We start from the raw sequence: 21,950 nt of genomic DNA on the forward strand, positions 1-21,950 counted from the left end.
CTTTTCCTTGTTCGGCTGGTGGAGGTGCTTGAACAGGGGGGGGCATCGTCCGCGTAGGTGGTCAGCATGGTGTAGCTCTTCTGCCACTGACCGGCGGCGCCTCGCCAGCGATCCCAGAGGGCGGCGATGCCAAGCGGTGCGTCATTGGTTCGCGTAGAGCTGGCGCTGACTGACTTCTTGCTGTGTCCTTCGCCCACCGGCTGTCAATCGGGGGCGAAGATCGCGTCGGCCGGGATGATGCATTGCTGCTCGCGCCGCCAGGCATTCCTGAATGTGAAGGACCTGGCGGCTGTCTCGCTGCGGGCATTTAAGGTAGACAGTTTGCAGGCCTTGTTCAAGCCGTCCCCTTGGTCGTGGCGCTGATCCCCCCCAGCGGCCTACAACGGCCTCCCATTCGACGGATGCCCACGCCCTGATTGACCACTACCATCCCCGCCCGCCACGTTTCTCGTACTAAGCTGATATATCGAAATGTATCTGCTAATCTATCTGGACGACACACCTTGGTGGTGTATATCTTCCACTTCGACCCGGCTAGCCCATGCCAAGGATCACTGAAAACGAACTGCTGTTAGTTTCGAAATCCAATCAGGAGACTCTGAGAGGATTCGCTCGAGGCGTTCAGCTGACCACTCGGTCTGGTAGGTCAATACATGAATTGCAAGTTCGCGTGGCACTGGATCGACTAAAGCTGGCCAATCTCCATCTGAGGCAGGCAAGTGCTGCAGCACGGGCGAAGGCCCCACACCATCGCGCGACGGTGAGCAGGGCTTACTATGCTATGTACCATGCCGCTCGCGCTGTCACATATCTGGCGATCGGAGGTGACGACCATGAGGGGCACTCAGTGCTTCCGATGAAGCTCCCCGCGGATTTTCCTGACTGTGACGAGTGGAAGAACAGACTTAAAATTGCCAGGCTTGAGCGTAACCGTGCTGACTATGACCCTTACCCCGCAGGCGACGTGGAGTTTAGCGACTCTGCCGGGGAACTGCTTCAAAATGCTCGCATGTTAGTGAAACTGTCGCGAGCCTATCTCCATTCCAAAACTTAGAGAACCTGCGGTATGTCATTAGAAGCAACAACGCGGAAAATCATCGAGAACGAGCTTGAGGCGGCGGGCATTCGACCTGTGTCTCTCCAGATCAGGACGTTCCCGAACGAAGTGATCGCGATCATTGAGGTTGACAGGGACTATGAAGTTGCCCTGTCTGTCGCTCAGCGCATCGATGAGTTGCTGGATAATGGGTTCGTTACCGTTCGACACTCCAAGGCCGTCGCACTGGGAATGGATAACGCTCGCGTATCCGGCGTGCATGACGAGCGCATTCCCGACCTCATCCGTTTGCTCAACGCCCGATCCCGAACATCGGAGACGCAGCCCAGCCTCCGATATATCGGGGATGTGGCAGAACGGCTCAGCCTGGCTATCTCTCCGCGGCATCATCTGATTTTTGGCCGCCGTGGCGTTGGTAAAACGGCCTTATTGCTCGAAGCAAAGCGAGTCTTGGAATTACAAGGATCCCACGTTCTTTGGGTCAATATGCAGTCGCTTCGGTCGTTGGGAGCTCCGCATGCATTTCTTACTGTAGCGCTCCGGATATGTGACCTGATCCTCGGTGCTTACGCTGCCAGATCCGAATCATCTCACGGGCATGAATCGTTGAAGCTTTTGCGTGCCACGATAGAGCAGTGGTTTCAGCCGAATACCGGATCATCACTGGAAGACGTTGCTTTGCTGGTGCCGCAGATACAGCAAGCGTGTGCACGGTTTTGTCTTCAATCTGGCTCATCTTTGTTCATTTTCCTCGATGATATCCACTATGTGAGAAGTAGCGATGTTCCGAAATTCTTAGACCTTATTCATGGGGTCACTCGAGATTGCCCCGTCTGGCTCAAGGTAGCGGGTATACAACACCAGACGCGCTGGTTCATTCCTGATCCGCCCACGGGGCTTCAGACAGGACATGACGCCGCCATTATTAATTTGGACGTGACCTTAGAACAACCGGAAAAGGCGAAAATCTTCCTAGAGAAAATTCTTAGAGGCTACGTGGAAGAAAGCAACGCCCTTCCGCTGAGCAGCGTTGTTAGCGCCTCCGCGGTCGATCGGCTGGTGCTAGCTTCCGGCGGCGTGCCTCGAGATTTCTTAACGCTTTGCGCGGCGTCACTTCAAACCGCTAGGCAGCGGTTAAATGCCAAAACAGTGGGCGTTCAAGACGTAAACAATGCTGCTGGTGTCATTAGTCAGACAAAACAACAAGAGCTTGAGGACGATGCTGCGGCCACCTCCGGTCGCTCTGCCATTCTGGTCGCCTCTCTTAATATTGTCAGGGATTTCTTGCTGAGCGAACAGCAAATCACTTTTTTTCGTATTGAATTCCGCGATAAAGAGTTACATCAAGCCGAGTACCGCGCGTTGCAAGCCCTTGCGGATCTGCGCATGATTCACCTTATAAATGCAAGTTTGTCCGACCCTCATCATGCTGGTCAGCGGTCTGAAGTATATTTGTTAGATCTCAGTCAGTACTCAGGTTCTAGACTCAAGCAAAATCTTTACGTCTTGGATTTTGAGAAAGGCCATATGGTTTTAAAGCGGACTCGAAGCGCAGAGCCTGCGCGCGTGGGTGATACTGTTCTGAGGCTTGTATCATTATTGCGGCGTGCACCTATGCTCGATTTGGCGCGCCTATCAGATTCAATTTTGCCTGCTCAGGAGCTTTAGCCAGATGCTCCAGCGCAGATATTCTCCGCGGCGGCGGCTGCCTGCACTGTGGTGCAGGATAGCTTCGCGAAACTTTGATGCCAATCATGCGTTTAATGGCTAGTTGATTCTATCGGACTGGATTCGCGCACATGTACAACTTGATGGTGACGGGAAACGGCGAAGGCTGGAGCGGAGAACCTTGGCTCATCGAAACCAGCAGATGCGTCAGGGAGTATACCGACACTGAAATTACGAAGCAATTTGGCAAACTTGACGCTACTGCGGTCGCCGAACTTCAGCGTTTGCCGTGTATATTCGCTTACGAGGCGTCCTGCAAACAGGCCCCAAAATTTGGGATCATCCGCGACATCACCCGACGTCAGGATCAGGTTCGCATCGAATACGAAATAAGGGATATCAGCCCCTTCCTGTCCGCCGACGACCTCCAGTCGTTGGCTTTTGACTTAGACATTACCAAATGGGAACTGAACAGGTCTCATTGGGCTGTGAAGAACGTAAATGTGGCTCGTGAGCTCAGAAAGCGGGGGATTAATCTGCCGGGGTGGGCTCGTGATATTACGAAAGCCGTCGATATTTCGACTCACTTATTCGATGTGGCGCTGTCGTTTCCCGGGGAAGTGCGGCCTGTCGTCGAACAGATCGCTCAGGAGTTAGAAAGGCTAATTGGTCCAAATTCCTATTTCTACGACAATAACTATGTTTCTCAGCTTGCACGGCCGTCGCTTGATACCCTGCTTCAGGATATTTACCGAAACCGCTCTAAACTGATCGTGGTGTTTATAGGGCGGCACTATCAACTGAAGGATTGGTGCGGCATCGAGTTTCGGGCAATCAAAGAAATTATCATGGAGCGTGATCACAAGAAGATTATGTTTGTAAAGATGGACGATGGCTCAGTCGACGGCGTCTTTAAAACAGACGGTTACGTAGACGGTCAACGGTTCAGCCCGCAGGAAATTGCTCGTTTCGTTGAAGAGCGGGTAGCCCTATTTTCGTAGGGGCTATGCGTGGACGTGGACCAAAGGGCCGCCTATATCACCTCACGTTGCAGTTTGAGCGGGACGAACGAGCTCAAGGGACCTGCGCAGTCAGTGGATCACGCCCGCTTCTGGCAAGAGGCATGCCAAGGTGCTCTAGCGCCTGCAGGTACGATGGCCATGCTGAAATCCGGAATCCTTCCGCTCCCCCCGCTTGACGGCGGGACTTGCCGGCCGGAGTCGGGAACCGCCCCGGCATGAAAGTCATCCATCGGCGGAGCTTGCTGGGGACTTTGTGGGGGACATAGGTGCTCGTTTGTGAGCATCGTTGCGCAACGTTTGCAGCGAGCGTAGATCTAAGTTGTTGAACAATAACGATGTTTAGTTCGCCCCTATGCATGGGGTGCAAGGGGTCGCGAGTTCGAATCCCGCCGTCCCGACCAGCAATACCCTAAGGGGGTTAGTGATGAAAATCACTAACCCCCTTTCTCATTGTTGGAGCAATCTGGGAAGGTTGCTCTATTGTTGTTGCTGCAATGCCGTCAAAGCAGGCGAGTGATCATTGGTGCGTGTAATGCGTTTGCTCATGCATTGCCACAACATAACTGGAGATCAAAAATGCGGAAGCTGATTGCAGTGGCATTCGCTCTTTCTGCCTTGACTGGTTTTGCTCAAGCACAGAACACGGATTCATCGCCGATGGATCATTCCAAGATGGACCATGCGGCTCACATGAAAGGGAAAGCTGATGCGCAACGTCAGGCAGAGGTTTCCGAGCGGGGCAAAGATGTGATGCCTTTCAGCTTGTCGGCTACGACCCATATCTTTACCAAGAATGCGGACGGCGGCGTTCAGCGTGTGGTGGCGAAGGATGCGTCAGACGCTGATCAAGTGGCACGGATTCGGCAGCATTTGCGGGAAATCCAAGCGCAGTTCTTGCAAGGAGACTTCGCGGGTCCGAGCCACATCCATGGCCAAGACATGCCAGGATTGGCTGAGCTAAAGGCGGCCAGCTCTAGGCAAATCGACATTGCCTACCAAGATGTCGAAGGTGGGGCGCAACTGACGTACACCGCGAAAGAAGTGCACCTGGCGGATGCGTTGCATAAGTGGTTTGATGCGCAGCTTTCTGACCATGGCAGCGATGCGGTCGAAGGGCATGAATCCCATTGACTGACCGGTTTCCCTGCGTCAGTCAGAGCCTCCCTTGAATCCCAACGAAAATCACGGACTCTGGTGTAACGTATCGCTCCATCTCAGTCCCTAAAGGCAAGCCTGTGGCTAGCAAACTCGCTGGAACTCAGTTCATCGCGTTGACCTTCAAAGCCATCCGCCAACAAGGCCGTCGAATGATGGCGACCGCGCCAGGGGTATTGGCCGCATTCATCGTTACGCTACCTTTCGCGTTGCTGTTGTCGAACTCCGGGGGCACGATGCAGTTTGTGTTTCTACTGCTGGCCATGGTGAACCTGCTGGCGTTGGCGCGATTGACCTTTGCTTGGCTAGCGATGCTTGTCGGCCGTGATGTGGCCGCGGCGCAGCTTGCGCGAGGGAGCAACGCCGAGGCCAAGCATCTGGCTTTGCTGGTGCTCTTTGTGGTCGTGGTGGGCGCGATATTGCGGGCGTCTGCTGATATTCCGATATTGCTTTACTTCGCGATGAACGGCGTGGGAGATGCCGGGTTCTTCCTCGCGCTGTTCATTGTGCTGGGCCTGCTGTGGGTGCCGTTTGTGTATGCCGGCGCGGTGGTGGCCTTGAGTTGGGTGCACGCCGTGGCGGTGGGTGAATATGGCTTCAAGGCAATGCGCGATGCCATGCGTTTCAAGCGTTGGCCCTTGGTCACTGGGCTGTTTGTCTTGCTCGTGTCAGTGGGCTTTACCAGCGCCATGGTGGCGGATGTGGCGCGTTTCCCGACGATGTCTGGCGTTGGGTTCACCGTGGCCGGCATGCTGATCAGCATCGGCATGCTTGTGATTGTGACGGCGATGTGCGCGGTGGCGTATCGCGAGTCCGTGCCGCAGGCTGCCGATACGGCGGGCGACCCCGCCGCGCTTGCGTGAGCCATGCGTACGCAACATCAAATCCCTTGCGGTCGTGCGACGCTTTTTGCGGAAGCGGAGGGTAGCGGCGACCCGGTTGTGTTCTTGCATGCCGCCATTTGCGACCGCCGCATGTGGGATGTGCAGATGGCGGGCATTGCGATCGGCAACAAGGCCATTGCGTATGACCGGCGCGGCTACGGAAAGACGCATGCCGTGGCAGAAGATCATTCGGCGGTTGCGGATCTGATGGCGGTGATTGATGCCTTGGCGGACGGCAAGTCGGTGGTCTTGATCGGATGTTCGCAGGGCGCGCGGGTGGCGCTGGACGCGGCGCTGCTGCATCCGTCCCGCGTGCGGGGGCTGGTGTTGATTGCCCCGACGGTGCCGGGTGCTCCCGAGCCGGTGTTTCCGGCCTGCATCAAAGCATTGATGGCAGAGCTGAAGCAGGCGGAGGCCGAAGGCAACAGAGACCGCGTGAACACGTTGAAGGCGCGGTTGTTCCTCGATGGGCCTTGCGAACCAGAAGGGCGCGTAGCGGGCGCTGCGCGTCAGCGCTTTCTTGAAATGAATGCCGCCATATTGCAGTCGCGGCATGTTGCGGCAAGCGTTGACGACCTGCCTACCTACGGGCGTCTAAATGAGATTCGCAAGCCAACGCTGGTGATGTGGGGTGACTGCGATTTTCCACATATTCAGGCACGTAGTCGGCAGGTGGCGACGATGCTGACGGACGGTGCCGGTCAAGCGTTGTCCGGCACGGCCCATCTGCCTAGCTTGGATCGGCCGGCCGAATTGACCGCCGAGATCTTGGCGTTCATCGATCGCATTGCCAATCAGGCCTGAACGCGCGCTTCGGGCTTCAGCGCATCAGGCTTCAACGCTTCAGCCTTAACGCTTCTTGCCCGCGCCGCGCGGCATGGGCGCCAGTGGGGTGCCGACGTGCGAGGCCAGCCAGTGTTCGATCTTGTCGTCGCGGCGCGCTGCCCAATCCTTGCCCAGTTCCAACACCAGCATGTTGCGCGTATCGCCAAGGTCTTGGCCCTGTTCCTTCTGGAACATGGCGCGCCAGATTTCCGAGGCCACCATATCCGTCGTCAGCAGGACGCCTATACCCTTGGCGTCGATCCAGAGCGGCGCGGCGCGTTCATCGACGTACTTCTTCAGGTTTTCAAGCTGCTTTTGGGCGAGTGAGGCGTTGTCTTTGGACGCCGCGATCAAGATCAGGTATTGCCGGTGGCCGACAACGGGTTCGTCGGTGTCGCCAAAAGGGTTTTCCATGGTGCATTCCTTGCAGGAGTAAAGCGCGCTGCGGGCCGCGAGGACGGCCCAGGAAGACAGGGTACTCGACCTGTGCGCCCACGCCGCGCTGTTATGGCGAAAGTCGTGGCTTTCTGTGCCTGTCGCAACTGCCGGGGTGGCGCGCATACTCTTTCCATTCACATGCCAATAAGAGACTTTCGATGCGCTACCGCTACGTGACGGCCGATGTATTCACCACGCAGACCTATTGCGGCAACCCGCTGGCGGTGGTGCTGGACGCCGAGGGACTGGATGGCGCGCAGATGCAGCGCATTGCCCGCGAATTCAACTACTCGGAAACCAGCTTCGTACTACCGCCGAAAGATCGCGCCAATACGGCCTGGGTGCGGATATTCACGCCTGATCGCGAGGTGCCGTTCGCGGGGCATCCGAATGTGGGCACCGCGGTGGTGCTGGCGCGCGAAATGGTCGCGGCGGGGCGCCCGGCGCCGGATGCCTTTGTTTTTGAAGAGGCCGCGGGCCTGGTGCGCATCGCCCTGCGGTCGGGCGCCAAGGGCGTGGAAAGCGTGGAACTGCAAGCGCCGCAACCGTTGTCTCGCGCCAGCGAAGTCTCCGCCGCGGACCTGGCGCGCGCGCTGAAATTGGAGCCGTCCGACATCGAGATGTCCGAGCATGCGCCGCAAGTGGTGTCGGTGGGGTTGATATTCCTGGTGGCGCAGTTGGCCAGCCGCGACGCCTTGCGCCGCGCGTCGCCGGATTCGAACGGGTACGCGGCGCTGCTGCCGCTGGATGGGGCGAAGTCGATCTACGTCTACACCACCGACACGAGTGGTGACACGGTCGACGCGCCGACCGATATTCAGGCGCGGATGTTCACCGGCCGCATGACGGAAGACCCCGCAACCGGCAGCGCCACGGCGGCCGTCACGGCGCTGCGTGCGGCATTACGCGGCCACGGGAAGTTGGAACTGCGCGTAGGGCAGGGGGTCGACATGGGCCGCGCCAGCTTGTTGCTGGCGCATGCCGAACCTCGCGCCGACGGCGTATGGGCAGGCGTGGCGGGTCACGCGGTGGTGGTCATGGAAGGGACCCTGCCAGCGCCGGAATTGGGCTGAATCCACCTTGATTGCGCGCGGGGGGCTCGTGTATGCTGGCCCACATGAACGCACTGCATTTTCCTCCCGCATGCCGGGCAGGCAACCGACGAGTCACTCGACGCTTACGTTGAGTGGCTGGTCACGTTAAGGCGTCGCGTTTGCGACGCTGTCCCTTGAAGGCCACGATACCTCTCGTGGCCTTTTTGTTTGCAGGGTTTGTGGCGATGGTATTTGCTTGCATCGCTGCGTTCGAGACGGTTCGTCAGGCCTTCGTTTTCTTCTCTACAGGAACGAAGCATGACTATGCAAGCCTTGACCATTCAGCCCTATCAATCCGCCGACGAGGCCGCTCTGATCCAGTTATGGCGTGACTGCGGCCTGACGCGCCCTTGGAACGATCCGGCCAAGGACATCGCGCGCAAGCTCACCGTGCAAGCCGATCTGTTTCTGGTGGGCAAGATTGATGGCGCCATCGTCGCGACGGTGATGGGCGGCTATGACGGGCATCGTGGCTGGGTCAATTATCTGGCGGTGTCCCCGGCGCATCAGCGGCGGGGCTACGCCACGGTGCTGATGCGCGCCCTTGAAACCCGATTGCACGATATGGGCTGCCCGAAGATCAACCTGCTGATCCGTTCGGGCAACCGGGGCGTGCAGGGCTTTTACAAGAGCCTGGGCTTTCAACTTGATGAGGTCGTGAGCCTGGGCAAGCGCCTGATTCCGGATACGTAAGCGAGATACGTAAGCGAGATACGTAAACGAGATACGTAAACGAGATACGTAAACGAGATACGTAACGCCGATACCCAAGACGCGCCCAGGGACACGGTTGCCAGCGTCTAGATGGCGACGGTCAGGTATACCGCCTCGCGGCCAACGATGGGCATGCGGGTGGGCATGAAGATCGTGCAATGGTCACAAGGCGAGCGAATTTCCTCGGCGCCGTTCGTGGCAATCAACTCGCCTTTGTCGAAGGTCTCAAAGCCAATGACCGGGCGGGTGAAGCGGAAGTCTTCAGACTTCACCATGTGCACTTCAAGCAGGCGATACCGCTGCGGCACGGGCGGGGGCGCGGCGTCCTGGGGCGTGTCGATCAAGCCGGTGTGAGCCAGGAAGCGCAGCGTCACGTCGGTGGCCAATTCAGCGGCCGAACGCGCGAAGTGCTGACCGCATTCGACCACCAGCGCGCCACCGCTGTCGGATGCCGGGTCGCCATGATGGCCATAGCCCATGACACCCGTGCCGGGAAACTTGTGCTGCGGCATGACCAGGTGCACGGCGGGGGCGCCCACCGCGGCAGCCAACGCGGTGTTGCGGTCCATCTCGTTGTAGACCCAGAAGGGTTGTACCGGTGCGCGGGTAGAGTGGATGTCCAGCACGAAGTCAGCAGCGTCCAGGACCGGCCGCAACTCGCGCGCGCGGCGCAGTTCGGGGCTGTCTTCGCCACCGTCCAACATGGCTGCGGACCAGATGCGGTTCAGGTTGTGGACAAGCTGACGGTTTTCGTAGGGGTTGTCGATGTCGAAGGCTTCATAGGCTTCGACGTGGGCGAAGCTGACCGTCAGTGTGCCGATCTTGGGCCGCACGCCGTTGTCCAGCAAGTGGGTGGCGGCGACCATGCCACAGATTTCGTTGCCGTGCGTGATGGCGTTGATCAGTACATGGGGGCCGGGCACGCCGGACTCGAAACGATGCACGTACGGGATGCCGGTGTTGCCTTCGCGGTAGGCGGAGAGGTCGCGGGGCAGGACTTCAAGGGGGGCGGTGTCGGGTTCGAAAGCAGCGGTTTGCATGGAAGTGGTTGGCCTCTTGTTGAACGTTGCAAATATACCCCTCGGTAATGCTGGCTGGTTTATCGCGTTTTTTCTTCGTCCACGGGAAAGCACGAATCCGGCCAAAAACCGGGCTGATTTCGCCCCTTTCGGTCGATCGCAAGATGCGTCTGCACTAGGTGGAATAGTGCGTCGCAACCCGTTGAAACGAGTGCTTTTCAGCGCGATTATTCTTTGGCATATTGCGCGCGGTAAGTTCGATTTCGGGAGTGAAAAGAATGGGTGCGGTGCCGCAACGCCATATCGATGGATTTCAGGTGGGTTGTGAAATCGTAAGCCTGGATGCCGGTGTGCTGGCCATCGAGATAATCGTGAGCCGGACGGGCGAGGACGGCGGACAGCAACGCTGGTCCCTGCCTCGTTTTGTTACGTTCGCCGATGCCGCGGTAGCGCGGCGTCACGCGGAATTGGTCTTGTCGGGCATTGTGTCCGTGGACGCGGCGACGGGCGAGCCCCGATACGGCATTCTGTAGACAAGCAGTAGATCGCTGAATCCCCTACGAAATGTTGCCGCGCGCAGGGGTGCGGTTTCCGGCGCGCAGGCGCATGGTTGTTGAAAAGCACCCTTGGTGTTCCCAGCGGCAGCAGGTAGGTTTTGTTTCGTTTATCACAATCCTATGCCTTGTACCGATGCATTTGCCCGGTACATTGGTAGCGAGTGACAACAATAAAGGAGAGTTCCATGCTTGATACTTTTCCTGTCCTGCGTCGTGTAGGCATTGCGGCGGCGACTATCGGTGTGGCGGGCCTGCTGTTCGCGGGCTGCACCACTACCACGCCCAAATCTTCCGCGACGGCCTCTGAGCAGCGCGATTCGATGAATAGCGCAGCCAACGCAACCCTGTCCAAACTCTACGAGGCGTCGCCGCAGTCCAAGGAATTGGTGGCGCGTGCCAAGGGCGTGCTGGTGTTCCCTGATGTGTTGAGCGGCAGCTTCATTGTGGGCGCCGAACACGGTAAGGGGGTGCTGCGCGTGGGCGGATCCAACGCCGGCTACTACAGCACGACGGCGGGCTCGATCGGCTTTCAGGCTGGCGCGCAGTCCAAGGCCATGGTGCTGCTGTTCATGACGGATGACGCATTGAACAAGTTCCGCAACAGCAACGGCTGGACGGTCGGTGCCGACGCCACGGTGGCCGTGGTGAATATCGGTGCGAACGGCCGCATTGACACCAACACGGCGCAGCAACCGGTGGTTGGTTTCGTGATGAACAACGGCGGCCTGATGGCTGGGGTTTCGCTGGCGGGCACCAAGATCTCCAAGCTCGACTGGTAAGATCTTTTCCCCATGAAAAAATGCCGCGGATTTTTCCGCGGCATTTTCATTTGGACTGGCCAATTCGCCGAATTCGACAGATCAGCCAAACCCGCCAAATCAACCGATGAGGTTGTCTCCGTTATTGCGCACGGCGCTTTCGCGTTGGATTTCAGCTTCTTCGATGTCGGGGTCCAGGCCGCGCCATCGCAGGATGCGACCGCGTTCGGGCTCGGGTTCCCAACCCAGCATGCCGTAGCGCGTGATTTCAGTTTCGCCGGTGTCGAATTCGACTTCAAAGTAACCCTGACGATCGGGTAGCGTGCTGCCGGGGGACCATTCTGTTTCGGGCATGGTTGCTCCTTGCTAAGCGATGGGAGGGAAGGCCGGCGCACGCACGGCGCCGACGCAAGCATTGTGCGGTGGCCCGCCTGATCCCGCAAGCCTGCCGATCACGTTGCGCCGTCCGTCAGGCAAGCGGGACGGCTGTGGTGTAGAGCACTTGCTTCAACGCAAAGCTTGAACGGATGCTGGCAACGCCCGGGATGCGCGTGATGTGCTCGACGATCAGGCGTTCCAGCGCATCCACGTCCGGCACCAGCGCGCGGATCAGGTAGTCGGCGTCGCCCGACATCAGATAGCACTCCATGATTTCCGGCAGCACGGCAATTTCGCGTTCGAAGACGTCCAACGCGGCCTTGCGTTGCTTGTCCAGCGAGATCTGGATGAACACGTTGACCTTCAGCCCCAGCTTGCGCGCATTCAACAGCGTGACGCGGCGGTCGATCAAGCCATCGGTTTCCAGGCGCCTGACACGAGCCAGGCAGGGCGAGGCCGACAGGTTGACCCGCGCGGCAAGCTCGACATTGGTCAAGCGTGCATCGCGTTGTAGTTCGTTCAGTATTCGGATGTCGGTTGCATCCAGATTGATTTCTGGCATAAGTCACCTGGTGTTTGTCGATGGGCAGCGCATTCATGCTGAGGAAGAAGTTTATCGGAGTGCATTCAGGTGAAATGTGCTGGGGTTTACCCTATAGACTATTCCTTCGTTTTGCTAATCGGCAAAAGCACGGAATATTCAAGCGGTAGATCAGGCAGTGATGAGTCAGCAAAGTGCGTTGCGCAGGTTTTTGCCCTTGGCGGGTGCGGTCCTGATCTGGGGCGGCAATTGGCCCATGATGAAGATGGGGCTGGCGCACATGAGTCCGCTGTGGCTGGCGGCCAGCCGGTTTGGATCGGCGGCGGTGATCAGTGTGGTGGTGCTGGCGATGTTGGGACGGCTGCGCTTGCCGACGCGCCAGGAATGGCCACTGGTGGCGGGCGTGGCATTGCTGCAAATGGGCGCGTTTACGGCCTTGGCATTGTGGGCGCTGCAATATGTGGCGCCCGGCCGCGCATCCGTCATTGCGTACGCCACGTCGATATGGGTCATTCCGCTATCCGCCCTGATCCTCAAAGAACGCTTGAACGCGGGCCAGTGGCTCGCAACGGCGCTCAGCTATGCGGGCATAGCCGTGATCGTGGCTCCCGCGTTCAGCCCGTGGCAGGCGCATACGGCGATCGGCCTGATCATGCTGCTGGGCGCCTCGTTCGCGTGGGCGTGCAACATCATCCAACTGCGCGGCAACCGCCATGTGCGTTTGGGTGCTGACATGATCCCCTGGCAGACTGCGCTGGCCACGCTGCCGTTGGTTGCGCTGGCCTGGATGCGTGACGGCGCGCCCACCTTCCTGACCGTGCCCGACGCCTGGCCCATTATTCTGTACACGGGTCCGTTGGCGACCGCGCTGACTTTCATTGTGGTGCTGGGCATGACGCAAAAGCTGCCGCCGGTGGCCACGTCCATTGCGATGCTGTGCGTGCCGGTCATCGGCTTGATCGTGTCCTCGGTGGTCTTTCACGAACGCATTTCGGCAGACCTGGCGCTGGGCCTGGGCTTGATCGCCGCAAGCGTTGCGGCATCCGCCGTGGCGGCACGCATGAAGCGTCCGCTTGCGCTGCGGCCGTCTTAGAACGCTCTAGAATGGCGTGCGCCGGGCGGGGCCTGGCAACACTAGTGGGTGCGCGGCAGAATGGATTCGCTATATGTACTGGTCGTGGTGGGCGCCGTGGCTGCCGGCTTCGTGCAGGGACTGTCAGGGTTTGGGTTCGGGCTGGTGGCCATGTCATTCTGGGCGTGGACGATTGATCCCAGATTGGCGGCGGCCATGACCGTGTTCGGTGGGCTGACCGGCCAGTTGCTGGCCGCATTCACCGTGCGGCGAGGGTTTTCGTGGTCGAACCTTCTGCCTTTCGTGACGGGCGGGTTGGTGGGCATACCCGTTGGTGTAATGCTCTTGCCGCATCTGGACCCGGTGATATTCAAGGCCTGTATTGGCGGCTTGTTGGCGGTCTGGTGTCCGATGATGTTGTTCGCCACGCGCTTGCCGCGCATCACGGCGGGCGGCAAGGTGGCGGATGGGGTGGTGGGGGCGATGGGTGGCGTCATGGGCGGCATCGGCGGCTTTACCGGCGTGATTCCCACCCTGTGGTGTACCTTGCGCGGCTTTGATCGTGACGTGCAACGTTCGGTGATCCAGAACTTCAACCTGTCGATGCTGGTCGTGACGATGGCAGGCTACCTCTACACGGGCGTGGTCACACGCGACATGCTGCCGCTATTCGCCATCATCTTGCCGGCGATGCTGCTACCGACATTGCTGGGCGCTCGCCTGTATGTGGGCATCAGCGATGTGACGTTTCGTCGCGTCGTGCTGGGGCTGTTGACTCTATCTGGCGTGGCGCTGCTGGTCTCTTCGGTGCCCAAGCTTTTGGCGTAGCCAGGCGGCCTTGACGGGCATGCTATCGTTTACGCCATTGAAGAGAGAGTCACGCATGGCATTGCATCGTTTCCAAAAAGGCGAACTGGGTCATTGGCTGCGCATCGTCGCAGACAACTGTGAACCTGACGCCGCTCAAGCTGTGGTGCCCGCTGAAATTTCGCAGGCACTGCAAACCTTGCGCTGCATTCAACCTGGCCCCGATGGCCGTTGGTTGATTACCGAAAAGGGCAAGCTGGCCCTGCGCATGGAAGAACCCGGCGCCATCCACGTGCGCTGACCGCCGCCAGGCAAAGAAGCGCGCCGTCCGTCAGACGCTTGCCGCGCTTTTTTTTGTCCCTTGAAATCTTTCAGCTTGCTGCGCATTGAAGCAAGATGCGCGGAATTGCCGCATAGTTTGCGAATGTTTTCGTCCTATGTCGCACTTCAGGGGGTATTTATGGGCCAGTACGGGAATCTCCTGAGACGGAATGTGCGATTTGGCATCTTCCGGACGTATCGCGCACCTTTCGTCGCCAGTAAGATGAACTTGCGTGACGCTTTCAGGTCTATTCATTTCGCGGGAATTTGCTCCCGCACCGTCACGCGTGGTTCACGCGTTTAGGTAACCGACTGGGAGGTAGCACATGCAGCATCGTGACCAGGAAGTACTGATCGACGTTTCCACGGCGGCCATGGATACCGGCGGATATGGCGTCTTGCTGACGGTAACGGCCGAGGGCGGCACCGAGGTGGATGCCGCGTTTTCCCACTTGGGCAACTGCGCTTCGTTAGACGAAGCACGTGATCGCGCGGAAATATTCGCGCAGAACTGGGTCGAGGAAAACATCTTCCGATAGGGCTAAACGCCCTGGACGGAGCTGATCGGTTGGACCGGTCTGTGCTTGCATGAGGCTTCGGAAAGTACTCAAAAATTTGCGACGAAATTTTCGGTTATCGTTGCTGCTCCGAAACCTGGAGCCCTTTTCGGGTATGCGTCGTTCCAAGATGACTGCCGCACAGACCACTCTTTCTCTTACGGAACATGCCCGCGCCTTGCGGGCGCATTTTGGCTCCGTGATCCTGCCGCTATGGATGGGGCAGGGCTTCAATCAAGCACTGGGTCTGCCCTACGAATCGTTGGACGCCGCGACAGGTCTGCCGTTGGCGCCTGCTCGGTATCGTGCGATGGCTTGCGCGCGGCAACTGTATGTGTTCGCAGAGGCGCCCGGCACGGATGCGGGTCTGCATGCCGATAGGCTGTTCGATTCGCTATGCCGCGTATTTCGCAATGAATGCGGCGGCTGGCTGTACAGCGTCGACGCTGATGCGCGCCCCTTGGACGACACGCAGGATCTTTACACGCACGCTTTCATTGTGCTGGCCTGCGCGGCTTACTTCCCGCGTAGCCGCAATGCCGAGGCGCGCAAGCTGATGCTGTCGACGGCGGCCACGATCGAGTCGCGTTTCAAGACGAATGATGGGCTGTACCACGCGGCGCTGAGCGCGGATCTTCTACACCCGCTGAAAGCCCCGGCGCAAAACCCCATGATGCACCTGACAGAAGCGTATCTGGCTGCCGCCCAAGTGGCGGAGCCTGCGCTGTTTGCCCAGCGTTTGCGTTCGCTGGCGCAGGGCGTCAGCCAGTTCTTCGTGCATGGGTCCACGCAGTGCATTTCCGAGGCCTTGCAGGGCTCGGCCGACAATCGGCTCGAGCCCGGGCATCAGTTCGAATGGTTGTCGCTGGTGCACGGCGCGGCCGAAGTGTTCGAAGGCTTGGAGCTGGTGGAATCCTTGCCGCGAGCCGTGCGGTGGTCACGCGAGCACGGTGTGGATGTGGACGGCCCGGGTGTGGTGGCGTCGCTGGACGAGTCAGGCGTGGTCATCGATGCCACCCGGCGGATCTGGGCGCAAACGGAATACCTGCGGGCGTTGGCGGTGTTGGGCGATTTGCCCGCCCTGGAGTCGGGGCTGGCCAGTTTCCGCGCCCGTTTCCTGCACGACGGAGGGTGGCACGAATGCCTGGACGGCCAGGGCGCGGTGGTGCGCGCCGATATGCCGTCGACATCGCCGTACCATTTGGCGACCTGTCTCGCGGCGTTACCAAACGTTGTTTAAACGCTCATTTAACAATTATTGTCATTCACTTGATATAAATCGATAGAAAAATATTGGTGAAATCCCTTACAATTCCGTAACACTGTTTGTGGGGAAGCATCAATGAGCGTCATGTGTTTGGCGTGCCAACGCATTAATCCGGGCCTTGCAGGCGTTGCGCCGCATTCGCATCTGGGACATCAAGGTTTCACCAATCCCACGCAAAAAGGGCGCGAAGAAAGTCGCGAAGATCACTTTCGGTGCCTGAGTTGTGGGGCGAAATGGTTGCGTGAAACCGATAAGTGGGGCGTGGATCTGGGATTCAAGCTGGCGCCTTGAGCGTCGCAACGCCGCATTTGAGTCGGGCCTCTGAATAAGAGGCCCGTTTTATTTTGTTGCACCAAATTCCGATCCCGAGAAACTAAAGGTTTCTTCGGAGGCTTGCTCCCTAGCCACGTATTTGGTCGGCCGCCACGACGTCGGGGTCGGCCTGCGCGGTTTGCAGTAACCATTGCCGAAAACAATCCAGCGCGTAGTGGTCGCGCCGCTGAGCCGGCGCGCATAAGTGATAGCCGCGCCGCAAGCGTATCGGCAGCTTGGGAAAGGGCGCCGCCACGCGGCCGGACTGAAGCTCATCGCGTACCAGGCAGCGTTGCAGGACGGCGATGCCCATATCGGCCATGACCGCACGGACCAGGATGGACACCTGATCGAACCCCTGTGACAGCGTGACGGCATGGCGCGGCACACCGGCGGCAGTGAACCATTGAGCCCAGTTGTCTTGCCCATTGGTGTGGTAAAGCAGCGGCTCACCCAGCAGGCCGTGCGGCGTGTTCCACAGCCCCTGGGCCTGGCGGGCGGCCAAGCGGTCCGGGTGGCAGATCACCACCACTTCTCGCCCAATCACGTAGTCGGCTTGCCATCCGGGCCACTGGTCGGGCGTGCCTGCCAGGATGCTCGCGTCCGGCGTGGTGCCCGAAAAATCTTCATTGCGCCGATAGGCCGAGAAATTGAGCTGGATGTCGGGATGACGCCGGTGGAAGTCGGGCAGATGCGGCACCAGCCAGGCGCTGGCCAGCGTGGGAACCATGGACAGCGTCAGGTGCCGGCGGCGGTCGTCGGCGCGTAGCTCGGTGCTGAGCTTTTCAATGGCTTGCAGCGGCGCTTGCGCGCCATCGTAGAGTTTTTGACCCGTCGCGGTCAGGGTCAGCCCATGCGCATTCCGGTACATCAGCGGCTGGCCAAAATGCGCTTCCAGGCGCGAAATGGCACGGCTGATGGCGCCTTGTGTCACGCATAAGGTCTGGGCAGCCAGTGTGAAGCTGCCCAAGCGCGCTGCCGTGATAAAGGCATGCAACTCGGACATGGACGGCGAATGCAAGCGCATCTAGCATGACCTTTGGTAATGAAGGAGTGCAATATAGTCGTTTGAAAGGGGACGGTAAAGTTTGGACACTGGCGGCCTGTCTGAAACCCACACCTTCCTTTTTCGGAGTCGACTCATGTCTCGCCGCCTGCTTGGCCGGTCCGCGCGTTTCGCGCTTGCCGGCATGTTCGCCACCTTGTCTTTTGCCGGCATTGCCCACGCCGCCGACTACCCCTCGCGCCCCATCAAGCTGGTGGTGCCGTTCGCCGCCGGCGGATCGACCGATATCGTGGCCCGCCTGGTGGCCGAGTACGCCGGCCGCGAACTGAAGCAGACCATCGTGGTCGAGAACAAGGCGGGCGCGGGTGGCTCGATGGGCATGGAGCAGGTGGCGCGGTCCACGCCCGACGGTTATACGCTGGGCATGGCCACGATGAGCACGCATGGCTCGAACCCGGCCGTGTATCGCAAGATGAATTACGACCCTGTGAAGGATTTCGCGCCCGTGGCCAATGTGCTGGCGGTGCCCAGCATTCTGGCCATCAACCCGAATCTGCCGGCCAAGAACATGGCGGAATTCGTGGCGATGGCCAAAGCCGCGCCGGCTGACCGCTACAGCTTTGCCTCGCCGGGCGTGGGCTCGCTGGGCCACGTGAATATCGAGAACTTCATGATGCTGTCCGGCATCCGCTTGCTGCACGTGCCGTATCGCGGCGCGGGTCCGGCCTTGAACGATGTGATGGGCGGGCAGGTGGACGCGATCACCGACAACCTGTCGTCGACGCTGCCGCAAGTGAAGGGCGGCAAGCTGCGAGCGCTGGCCGTGTTGGGCGCCGAGCGCTCGCCCTTGCTGCCGGACGTGCCCACCTACATTGAGCTGGGTTACCCCGACATGGGCACGGGCGGCTGGTTTGGGCTGGTGGCGCCAGCGGGTACGCCCACGGCCGTGATCGACAAGCTTAACCAGGCGGTGCGCGCGGCGATGAAAGATCCCGAGTTCCGCAAAAAGGCCGAAGACGTGGGTGGTACGCTGATGCCGACAACCCCCCAAGAGTTCCAGGACCAGATTCATCAGGCCCTGGCCCGCTACGCCAAGGTGGCCAAGGCCGCCAACATTCAGGCTGACTGACGATGACGCTTGCCGATTTCAACGTGGTTTCCGTGCATGAGCCCCAAGGGCCGGCGCTGCCGCTGGTCTGTGATTCGCCGCATAGCGGCGAGCACTATCCCGAGGATTTCGGGGCGGTCGCCACACGGGCGCAATTGCGCCAGGGTGAAGACACGCACGTGGACGCGCTGTGGTCGGCGGCCCCCGCGCTGGGCGCGACCTTGATTGCGGCGCACTTTCCGCGCGTGTACATCGACCCGAACCGCACGCTGCAGGATCTGGACCCGGAGCTGTTGGCCGAACCTTGGCCGCACGCGCTGTCGCCCGGTGAGAAAACCCGCCTGGGCAAAGGGCTGATCTGGCGCCGCATGGACAAAGCCACGCCCATCTATGACCGCAAGCTGAGCCTGGCCGAAGTGCGGCATCGCATCCAGGCGTACTACGAGCCTTACCACGCCGCCTTGGCGCGCGCGATCAGCCAGGCCGAAGCGCGCTTCGGCGCCGTGTGGCATCTGAACCTGCATTCGATGCCCAACGATGCCTATGAACGCCTGGGCCGGCAAAGTGAACATCCGCTGGCCGACTTCGTGCTGGGCGACCGTGACGGCACGACGTGCGAACCGGAATTCATCGCGCTGATCGAAAAGGCCCTGCGCGACCTGGGCTACACGGTGGCGCGCAACGACCCCTACAAGGGGGTGCAATTGATTGCGCAGATTGGGCAGCCCGCGTTGAACCGGCACAGCCTGCAAGTGGAGATTCGCCGCCCCTTGTACATGGACGAGGTCACGCGCGAACGCAACCCGGGCTTTGAATTGCTGCGCGGGCATTTGTCTACGGTGCTGGAGCAGGTGGCCGATTACGTGCGTGTGCGCATGGATGCGGTTACGTCGACAAAATAGAGTCGCTTGTGTGGTCGGCAGGTGGCAAAGGCCGGTGTTGATGCAGATCAACGCCGGCTTTTTGCATGGCGCTTAAGTTTCCTCGTGCCACGCCGTTGTCGCTAGGAGCAAGCTGCGCCGTCTGTGGCCGCGGCGCGAGGGAACCGGAATGCTAGAGAAGACGATCAACGGATTTTCGGTGGTGGCGTACGCGACGCAGCCGGAAGGGCGCACGCCACCTCGGGCCTTTTTGGAGACGCGGCGCTTGGCGTCCAAGGGCAAAGAGGGCGACGTGGCGGAATCGAAAGATGCGGCCCAGGGTGGCCTGCCCCAGGACGGCCTGCCCCAGGATGGCCTGCCCCAGGATGGCCTGCCCCAGGAAGCCCAAGCGCCCGAAGGCCAGCCCTTTGAAATCTTCGTCAGCCGACGCTTTCGCAGCACGATCGAAGCGATGTCGGCCGCGCGCAATGCCTTGGACCGCGTGACGAGCGTGGACGAAGACGGCGTGCCCGATCCGCTGCCCGAATAAGGGCTGCGGCAATGGCGCCGCGGGCCTTCAGGTCAAGGTGCTGCGCATCAGGATTTCCGTCAGCGCGCGGGTGGGCTTGTTGGGCGACGGGGCCGAGATGACGATGAATTCCACCTGCGGCAACGCCGGCAACTGAATCGCGCCGCCCGGCGCGGCCAAGCCCGTCGTGGACAAGTGCGAGGGCTGCACCGTAATGCCCAGGCCCGCGCGGGCAGCCGCCTGGCAACCGGCGTAACTGGTGCTGGTGCACACAATCTGCCAACTGCGCCCCACGCGCGCCAACGCGTCCAGCGTCAGCGTGCGCGTGACACTGGGTTCGCGCAGCAGAATCAGCGGCAACGGCTCATCGGGCGCAAAGCGCAGGCCTTCCTTGGCGCGCCACAGCAGCGCCTCTTTATGCAGGGTCTGGCCGCGGCGATCGCCGCGGCGGCGCTTGCCGATCATCACATCCAGCTCGTTGTCGTCCAGCAGCCGGTAAAGATCACTGGTGACGCCAATGGTCAGGTCCAGCTCGACTTCGGGATGGGCCAGGCGGAACGCGGCCAGCACATCGGGCAGCGGGCCCATGGCCAGGTCGTCCGACGTGCCCAGCCGCACACGGCCGCGCAGGCGTGGCGCATCAAACAGGCGTTCGGCGCGTTCGTGCGCGTCCAGGATGATCTCGGCATGGACGAGCAGGCTGCGGCCGTCGCTGGTCAGCACCAGCGAATGGGTGTCGCGCAGGAACAGGCGCCGGTTCACCGACTGTTCCAACTGCCGGATATGTTCGCTGACGGTGGGTTGGGTCAGCCCCAGGCGGCGGGCGGCTTCCGTGAAACTGGGAGCGGCCGCCGCGGCGGTGAAGGTCTTGAGCCATAGGGGATTCAGCATGGAAGGCGCGGCCTGGTCATTATGATTTCCGATGACAGTTAAAGTAATCAGTGGGCTTCACGATGGCAAGCGGCGCGCCTATAGTTTTCCGTAATTTCCTGGAAACCCTTACGCCATGCGCCGCTTCCTGCCAGACAAGTTCACCTTGATCCTGATTGCCACCGTGGCATTCGCCAGCTTTTTCCCCGCCGTGGGCAAGGGCGCGTCATTCATGATGGTGGCCAGCAATGTGGCCATTTCGCTGTTGTTCTTCCTGCATGGTGCGCGCCTGTCCACGGATGCCATCGTGGCGGGCGTGAAGGATGTGCGCCTGCATGCCCTGATTCTGGCGTCCACCTTCATTCTGTTTCCCGCGCTGGGCCTGGGCTTGCGTGCGCTGTTTCCGGGCCTCTTGACCCCGTCGTTGTGGTTGGGCGTGCTGTTCGTGTGCACCTTGTCGTCAACCGTGCAGTCGTCGATTGCGTTCACGTCGATGGCGCGCGGCAATGTGCCCGGCGCCATTTGCGCGGCGACGGCGTCCAATCTGCTGGGCACCGTCTTGACGCCGCTGTTGGTGGCGGTGCTGTTGCATCGGCAGGGTGGCGGGCACGGGTTGGCTGACGCCGGCCGCATCTTGCTGCAACTGCTGTTGCCGTTCGCCGTGGGCAGCTTGCTGCGGCCGTGGATCGGCGCTTGGGCGCAACGCAACAACCGCACCTTGTCCAAGGTGGACCGCAGTTCGATTCTGTTGGCCGTCTACACCGCGTTCAGCGAGGCCGTGGCGCAGGGCATCTGGCACGCCTTTCCGGCGATAGACCTGGCCACGATGGTGCTGGTGAATGCCCTGTTGTTGGGGGCGGTGCTGGTGATCACCACCTGGGGCAGCCGCAAGCTGGGCATGTCCAAAGAGAACGAGATCACGCTGGTGTTCTGCGGATCGAAGAAGTCGCTTGCCTCAGGCATTCCGCTGGCCACGGTGCTGTTCGGCACGTCGCAGATGGGCGTGGTGGTACTGCCCCTGATGATCTTCCATCAGATGCAACTGATGGTGTGCGCCGTGCTGGCGCGTCGGTATGCGGAACGGCAGCAGCCGACCCAGGCGGTGGTGGCTGGGGCCTAGGTCCTGGCAAG

The 21,950-nt window shown here is 60.2% G+C and carries 27 protein-coding genes; 19 read left to right on the forward strand and 8 right to left on the reverse strand.

Annotated elements, in window-relative coordinates; all coding sequences use genetic code 11:
• Nucleotides 1–203 precede the first annotated feature (203 nt).
• The gene (locus tag P8T11_RS29125) at nucleotides 204–338 is read right to left on the reverse strand and encodes an SOS response-associated peptidase family protein (RefSeq protein ID WP_347404734.1); all 135 of its coding nucleotides are present in this window, start codon (nucleotides 336–338) and stop codon (nucleotides 204–206) included.
• 203 nt (nucleotides 339–541) lie between these two features.
• Between P8T11_RS29125 and P8T11_RS01005 the strand changes: the two genes are divergently transcribed.
• The 6 genes from P8T11_RS01005 to P8T11_RS01030 all read left to right on the forward strand — a co-directional run bounded on the left by P8T11_RS01005 (nucleotide 542) and on the right by P8T11_RS01030 (nucleotide 6,590).
• Nucleotides 542–1,054, forward strand: coding sequence for a HEPN domain-containing protein (locus tag P8T11_RS01005; RefSeq protein ID WP_268078741.1), 513 nt, complete (start codon nucleotides 542–544; stop codon nucleotides 1,052–1,054).
• A 12-nt stretch (nucleotides 1,055–1,066) separates the two neighbouring features.
• Complete coding sequence (locus P8T11_RS01010; protein ID WP_268078740.1) at nucleotides 1,067–2,725, forward strand: ATP-binding protein; 1,659 nt, start codon at nucleotides 1,067–1,069, stop codon at nucleotides 2,723–2,725.
• Nucleotides 2,726–2,856: 131 nt separating this feature from the next.
• Nucleotides 2,857–3,726, forward strand: a complete 870-nt coding sequence (locus P8T11_RS01015; RefSeq protein WP_268078739.1) for a toll/interleukin-1 receptor domain-containing protein — start codon at nucleotides 2,857–2,859, stop codon at nucleotides 3,724–3,726.
• Between the two features lie 597 nt (nucleotides 3,727–4,323).
• Nucleotides 4,324–4,878, forward strand: a complete 555-nt coding sequence (locus P8T11_RS01020; protein ID WP_268078738.1) for an aspartate carbamoyltransferase — start codon at nucleotides 4,324–4,326, stop codon at nucleotides 4,876–4,878.
• Nucleotides 4,879–4,982: 104 nt separating this feature from the next.
• The gene (locus P8T11_RS01025; RefSeq protein ID WP_268078737.1) at nucleotides 4,983–5,765 is read left to right on the forward strand and encodes a hypothetical protein; all 783 of its coding nucleotides are present in this window, start codon (nucleotides 4,983–4,985) and stop codon (nucleotides 5,763–5,765) included.
• 3 nt (nucleotides 5,766–5,768) lie between these two features.
• Complete coding sequence (locus tag P8T11_RS01030; protein WP_268078736.1) at nucleotides 5,769–6,590, forward strand: alpha/beta fold hydrolase; 822 nt, start codon at nucleotides 5,769–5,771, stop codon at nucleotides 6,588–6,590.
• 45 nt (nucleotides 6,591–6,635) lie between these two features.
• Here the strand turns inward: P8T11_RS01030 and P8T11_RS01035 are convergent, their stop codons facing one another.
• Nucleotides 6,636–7,025, reverse strand: coding sequence for a hypothetical protein (locus tag P8T11_RS01035; RefSeq protein ID WP_268078735.1), 390 nt, complete (start codon nucleotides 7,023–7,025; stop codon nucleotides 6,636–6,638).
• 182 nt (nucleotides 7,026–7,207) lie between these two features.
• Between P8T11_RS01035 and P8T11_RS01040 the strand changes: the two genes are divergently transcribed.
• Together P8T11_RS01040 and P8T11_RS01045 are read left to right on the forward strand one after the other, a co-directional pair.
• Nucleotides 7,208–8,122 carry a PhzF family phenazine biosynthesis protein gene (locus P8T11_RS01040; RefSeq protein ID WP_268078734.1) on the forward strand — a complete coding sequence of 305 codons (915 nt, stop codon included), beginning with the start codon at nucleotides 7,208–7,210 and terminating at the stop codon, nucleotides 8,120–8,122.
• A 279-nt stretch (nucleotides 8,123–8,401) separates the two neighbouring features.
• Entirely contained in the window at nucleotides 8,402–8,836 is a 435-nt protein-coding gene (locus P8T11_RS01045) for a GNAT family acetyltransferase (protein WP_268078733.1), read from the forward strand.
• A gap of 107 nt (nucleotides 8,837–8,943) precedes the next feature.
• Here the strand turns inward: P8T11_RS01045 and P8T11_RS01050 are convergent, their stop codons facing one another.
• Nucleotides 8,944–9,897 carry a succinylglutamate desuccinylase/aspartoacylase domain-containing protein gene (locus tag P8T11_RS01050; RefSeq protein WP_268078732.1) on the reverse strand — a complete coding sequence of 318 codons (954 nt, stop codon included), beginning with the start codon at nucleotides 9,895–9,897 and terminating at the stop codon, nucleotides 8,944–8,946.
• Between the two features lie 206 nt (nucleotides 9,898–10,103).
• Nucleotides 10,104–10,337, reverse strand: a complete 234-nt coding sequence (locus P8T11_RS01055; RefSeq protein WP_268078731.1) for a hypothetical protein — start codon at nucleotides 10,335–10,337, stop codon at nucleotides 10,104–10,106.
• A gap of 281 nt (nucleotides 10,338–10,618) precedes the next feature.
• Between P8T11_RS01055 and P8T11_RS01060 the strand changes: the two genes are divergently transcribed.
• Entirely contained in the window at nucleotides 10,619–11,212 is a 594-nt protein-coding gene (locus P8T11_RS01060; protein ID WP_268078730.1) for a BPSL1445 family SYLF domain-containing lipoprotein, read from the forward strand.
• Between the two features lie 99 nt (nucleotides 11,213–11,311).
• On the opposite strand, the gene P8T11_RS01065 is transcribed toward P8T11_RS01060, so the two are convergent.
• Together P8T11_RS01065 and P8T11_RS01070 are read right to left on the reverse strand one after the other, a co-directional pair.
• Nucleotides 11,312–11,545, reverse strand: coding sequence for a hypothetical protein (locus P8T11_RS01065; RefSeq protein WP_268078729.1), 234 nt, complete (start codon nucleotides 11,543–11,545; stop codon nucleotides 11,312–11,314).
• A gap of 115 nt (nucleotides 11,546–11,660) precedes the next feature.
• Nucleotides 11,661–12,131, reverse strand: a complete 471-nt coding sequence (locus P8T11_RS01070; RefSeq protein WP_006218755.1) for an Lrp/AsnC family transcriptional regulator — start codon at nucleotides 12,129–12,131, stop codon at nucleotides 11,661–11,663.
• Nucleotides 12,132–12,291: 160 nt separating this feature from the next.
• Between P8T11_RS01070 and P8T11_RS01075 the strand changes: the two genes are divergently transcribed.
• The 6 genes from P8T11_RS01075 (at nucleotide 12,292) to P8T11_RS29130 (ending at nucleotide 16,425) form a co-directional block, all read left to right on the forward strand.
• The gene (locus tag P8T11_RS01075; RefSeq protein ID WP_268078728.1) at nucleotides 12,292–13,203 is read left to right on the forward strand and encodes a DMT family transporter; all 912 of its coding nucleotides are present in this window, start codon (nucleotides 12,292–12,294) and stop codon (nucleotides 13,201–13,203) included.
• A gap of 60 nt (nucleotides 13,204–13,263) precedes the next feature.
• Nucleotides 13,264–14,010, forward strand: coding sequence for a sulfite exporter TauE/SafE family protein (locus P8T11_RS01080; protein WP_268078727.1), 747 nt, complete (start codon nucleotides 13,264–13,266; stop codon nucleotides 14,008–14,010).
• A gap of 55 nt (nucleotides 14,011–14,065) precedes the next feature.
• The gene (locus P8T11_RS01085; protein WP_268078726.1) at nucleotides 14,066–14,290 is read left to right on the forward strand and encodes a hypothetical protein; all 225 of its coding nucleotides are present in this window, start codon (nucleotides 14,066–14,068) and stop codon (nucleotides 14,288–14,290) included.
• A 346-nt stretch (nucleotides 14,291–14,636) separates the two neighbouring features.
• Complete coding sequence (locus tag P8T11_RS01090) at nucleotides 14,637–14,849, forward strand: hypothetical protein (protein WP_006218759.1); 213 nt, start codon at nucleotides 14,637–14,639, stop codon at nucleotides 14,847–14,849.
• Between the two features lie 148 nt (nucleotides 14,850–14,997).
• Complete coding sequence (locus P8T11_RS01095) at nucleotides 14,998–16,107, forward strand: AGE family epimerase/isomerase (protein WP_268082471.1); 1,110 nt, start codon at nucleotides 14,998–15,000, stop codon at nucleotides 16,105–16,107.
• A gap of 102 nt (nucleotides 16,108–16,209) precedes the next feature.
• Complete coding sequence (locus P8T11_RS29130) at nucleotides 16,210–16,425, forward strand: hypothetical protein (protein ID WP_025135384.1); 216 nt, start codon at nucleotides 16,210–16,212, stop codon at nucleotides 16,423–16,425.
• 109 nt (nucleotides 16,426–16,534) lie between these two features.
• Here the strand turns inward: P8T11_RS29130 and P8T11_RS01100 are convergent, their stop codons facing one another.
• Nucleotides 16,535–17,473, reverse strand: a complete 939-nt coding sequence (locus P8T11_RS01100; RefSeq protein ID WP_268078725.1) for a LysR substrate-binding domain-containing protein — start codon at nucleotides 17,471–17,473, stop codon at nucleotides 16,535–16,537.
• A gap of 115 nt (nucleotides 17,474–17,588) precedes the next feature.
• Here P8T11_RS01100 and P8T11_RS01105 point away from each other — a divergent pair, with 115 nt between their 5' ends.
• The 3 genes from P8T11_RS01105 (at nucleotide 17,589) to P8T11_RS01115 (ending at nucleotide 19,970) form a co-directional block, all read left to right on the forward strand.
• Nucleotides 17,589–18,581, forward strand: coding sequence for a Bug family tripartite tricarboxylate transporter substrate binding protein (locus P8T11_RS01105; protein WP_268078724.1), 993 nt, complete (start codon nucleotides 17,589–17,591; stop codon nucleotides 18,579–18,581).
• A 2-nt stretch (nucleotides 18,582–18,583) separates the two neighbouring features.
• A complete protein-coding gene (locus P8T11_RS01110; RefSeq protein WP_100855176.1) occupies nucleotides 18,584–19,462 on the forward strand; it encodes an N-formylglutamate amidohydrolase in 879 nt (292 codons plus the stop codon).
• Between the two features lie 148 nt (nucleotides 19,463–19,610).
• Nucleotides 19,611–19,970, forward strand: coding sequence for a hypothetical protein (locus P8T11_RS01115; RefSeq protein ID WP_268078723.1), 360 nt, complete (start codon nucleotides 19,611–19,613; stop codon nucleotides 19,968–19,970).
• Between the two features lie 27 nt (nucleotides 19,971–19,997).
• Here P8T11_RS01115 and P8T11_RS01120 read toward each other — a convergent pair whose 3' ends face one another.
• On the reverse strand, nucleotides 19,998–20,840 hold the full coding sequence (locus P8T11_RS01120) for a LysR substrate-binding domain-containing protein (RefSeq protein ID WP_268078722.1): 843 nt from the start codon (nucleotides 20,838–20,840) through the stop codon (nucleotides 19,998–20,000).
• Between the two features lie 115 nt (nucleotides 20,841–20,955).
• On the opposite strand from P8T11_RS01120, the gene P8T11_RS01125 reads away from it, so the two are divergent.
• Entirely contained in the window at nucleotides 20,956–21,939 is a 984-nt protein-coding gene (locus P8T11_RS01125) for a bile acid:sodium symporter family protein (protein ID WP_268078721.1), read from the forward strand.
• Nucleotides 21,940–21,950 lie beyond the last annotated feature (11 nt).

The organism is Achromobacter spanius, assembly GCF_029637605.1.
Taxonomy (GTDB): domain Bacteria; phylum Pseudomonadota; class Gammaproteobacteria; order Burkholderiales; family Burkholderiaceae_B; genus Achromobacter; species Achromobacter spanius_E.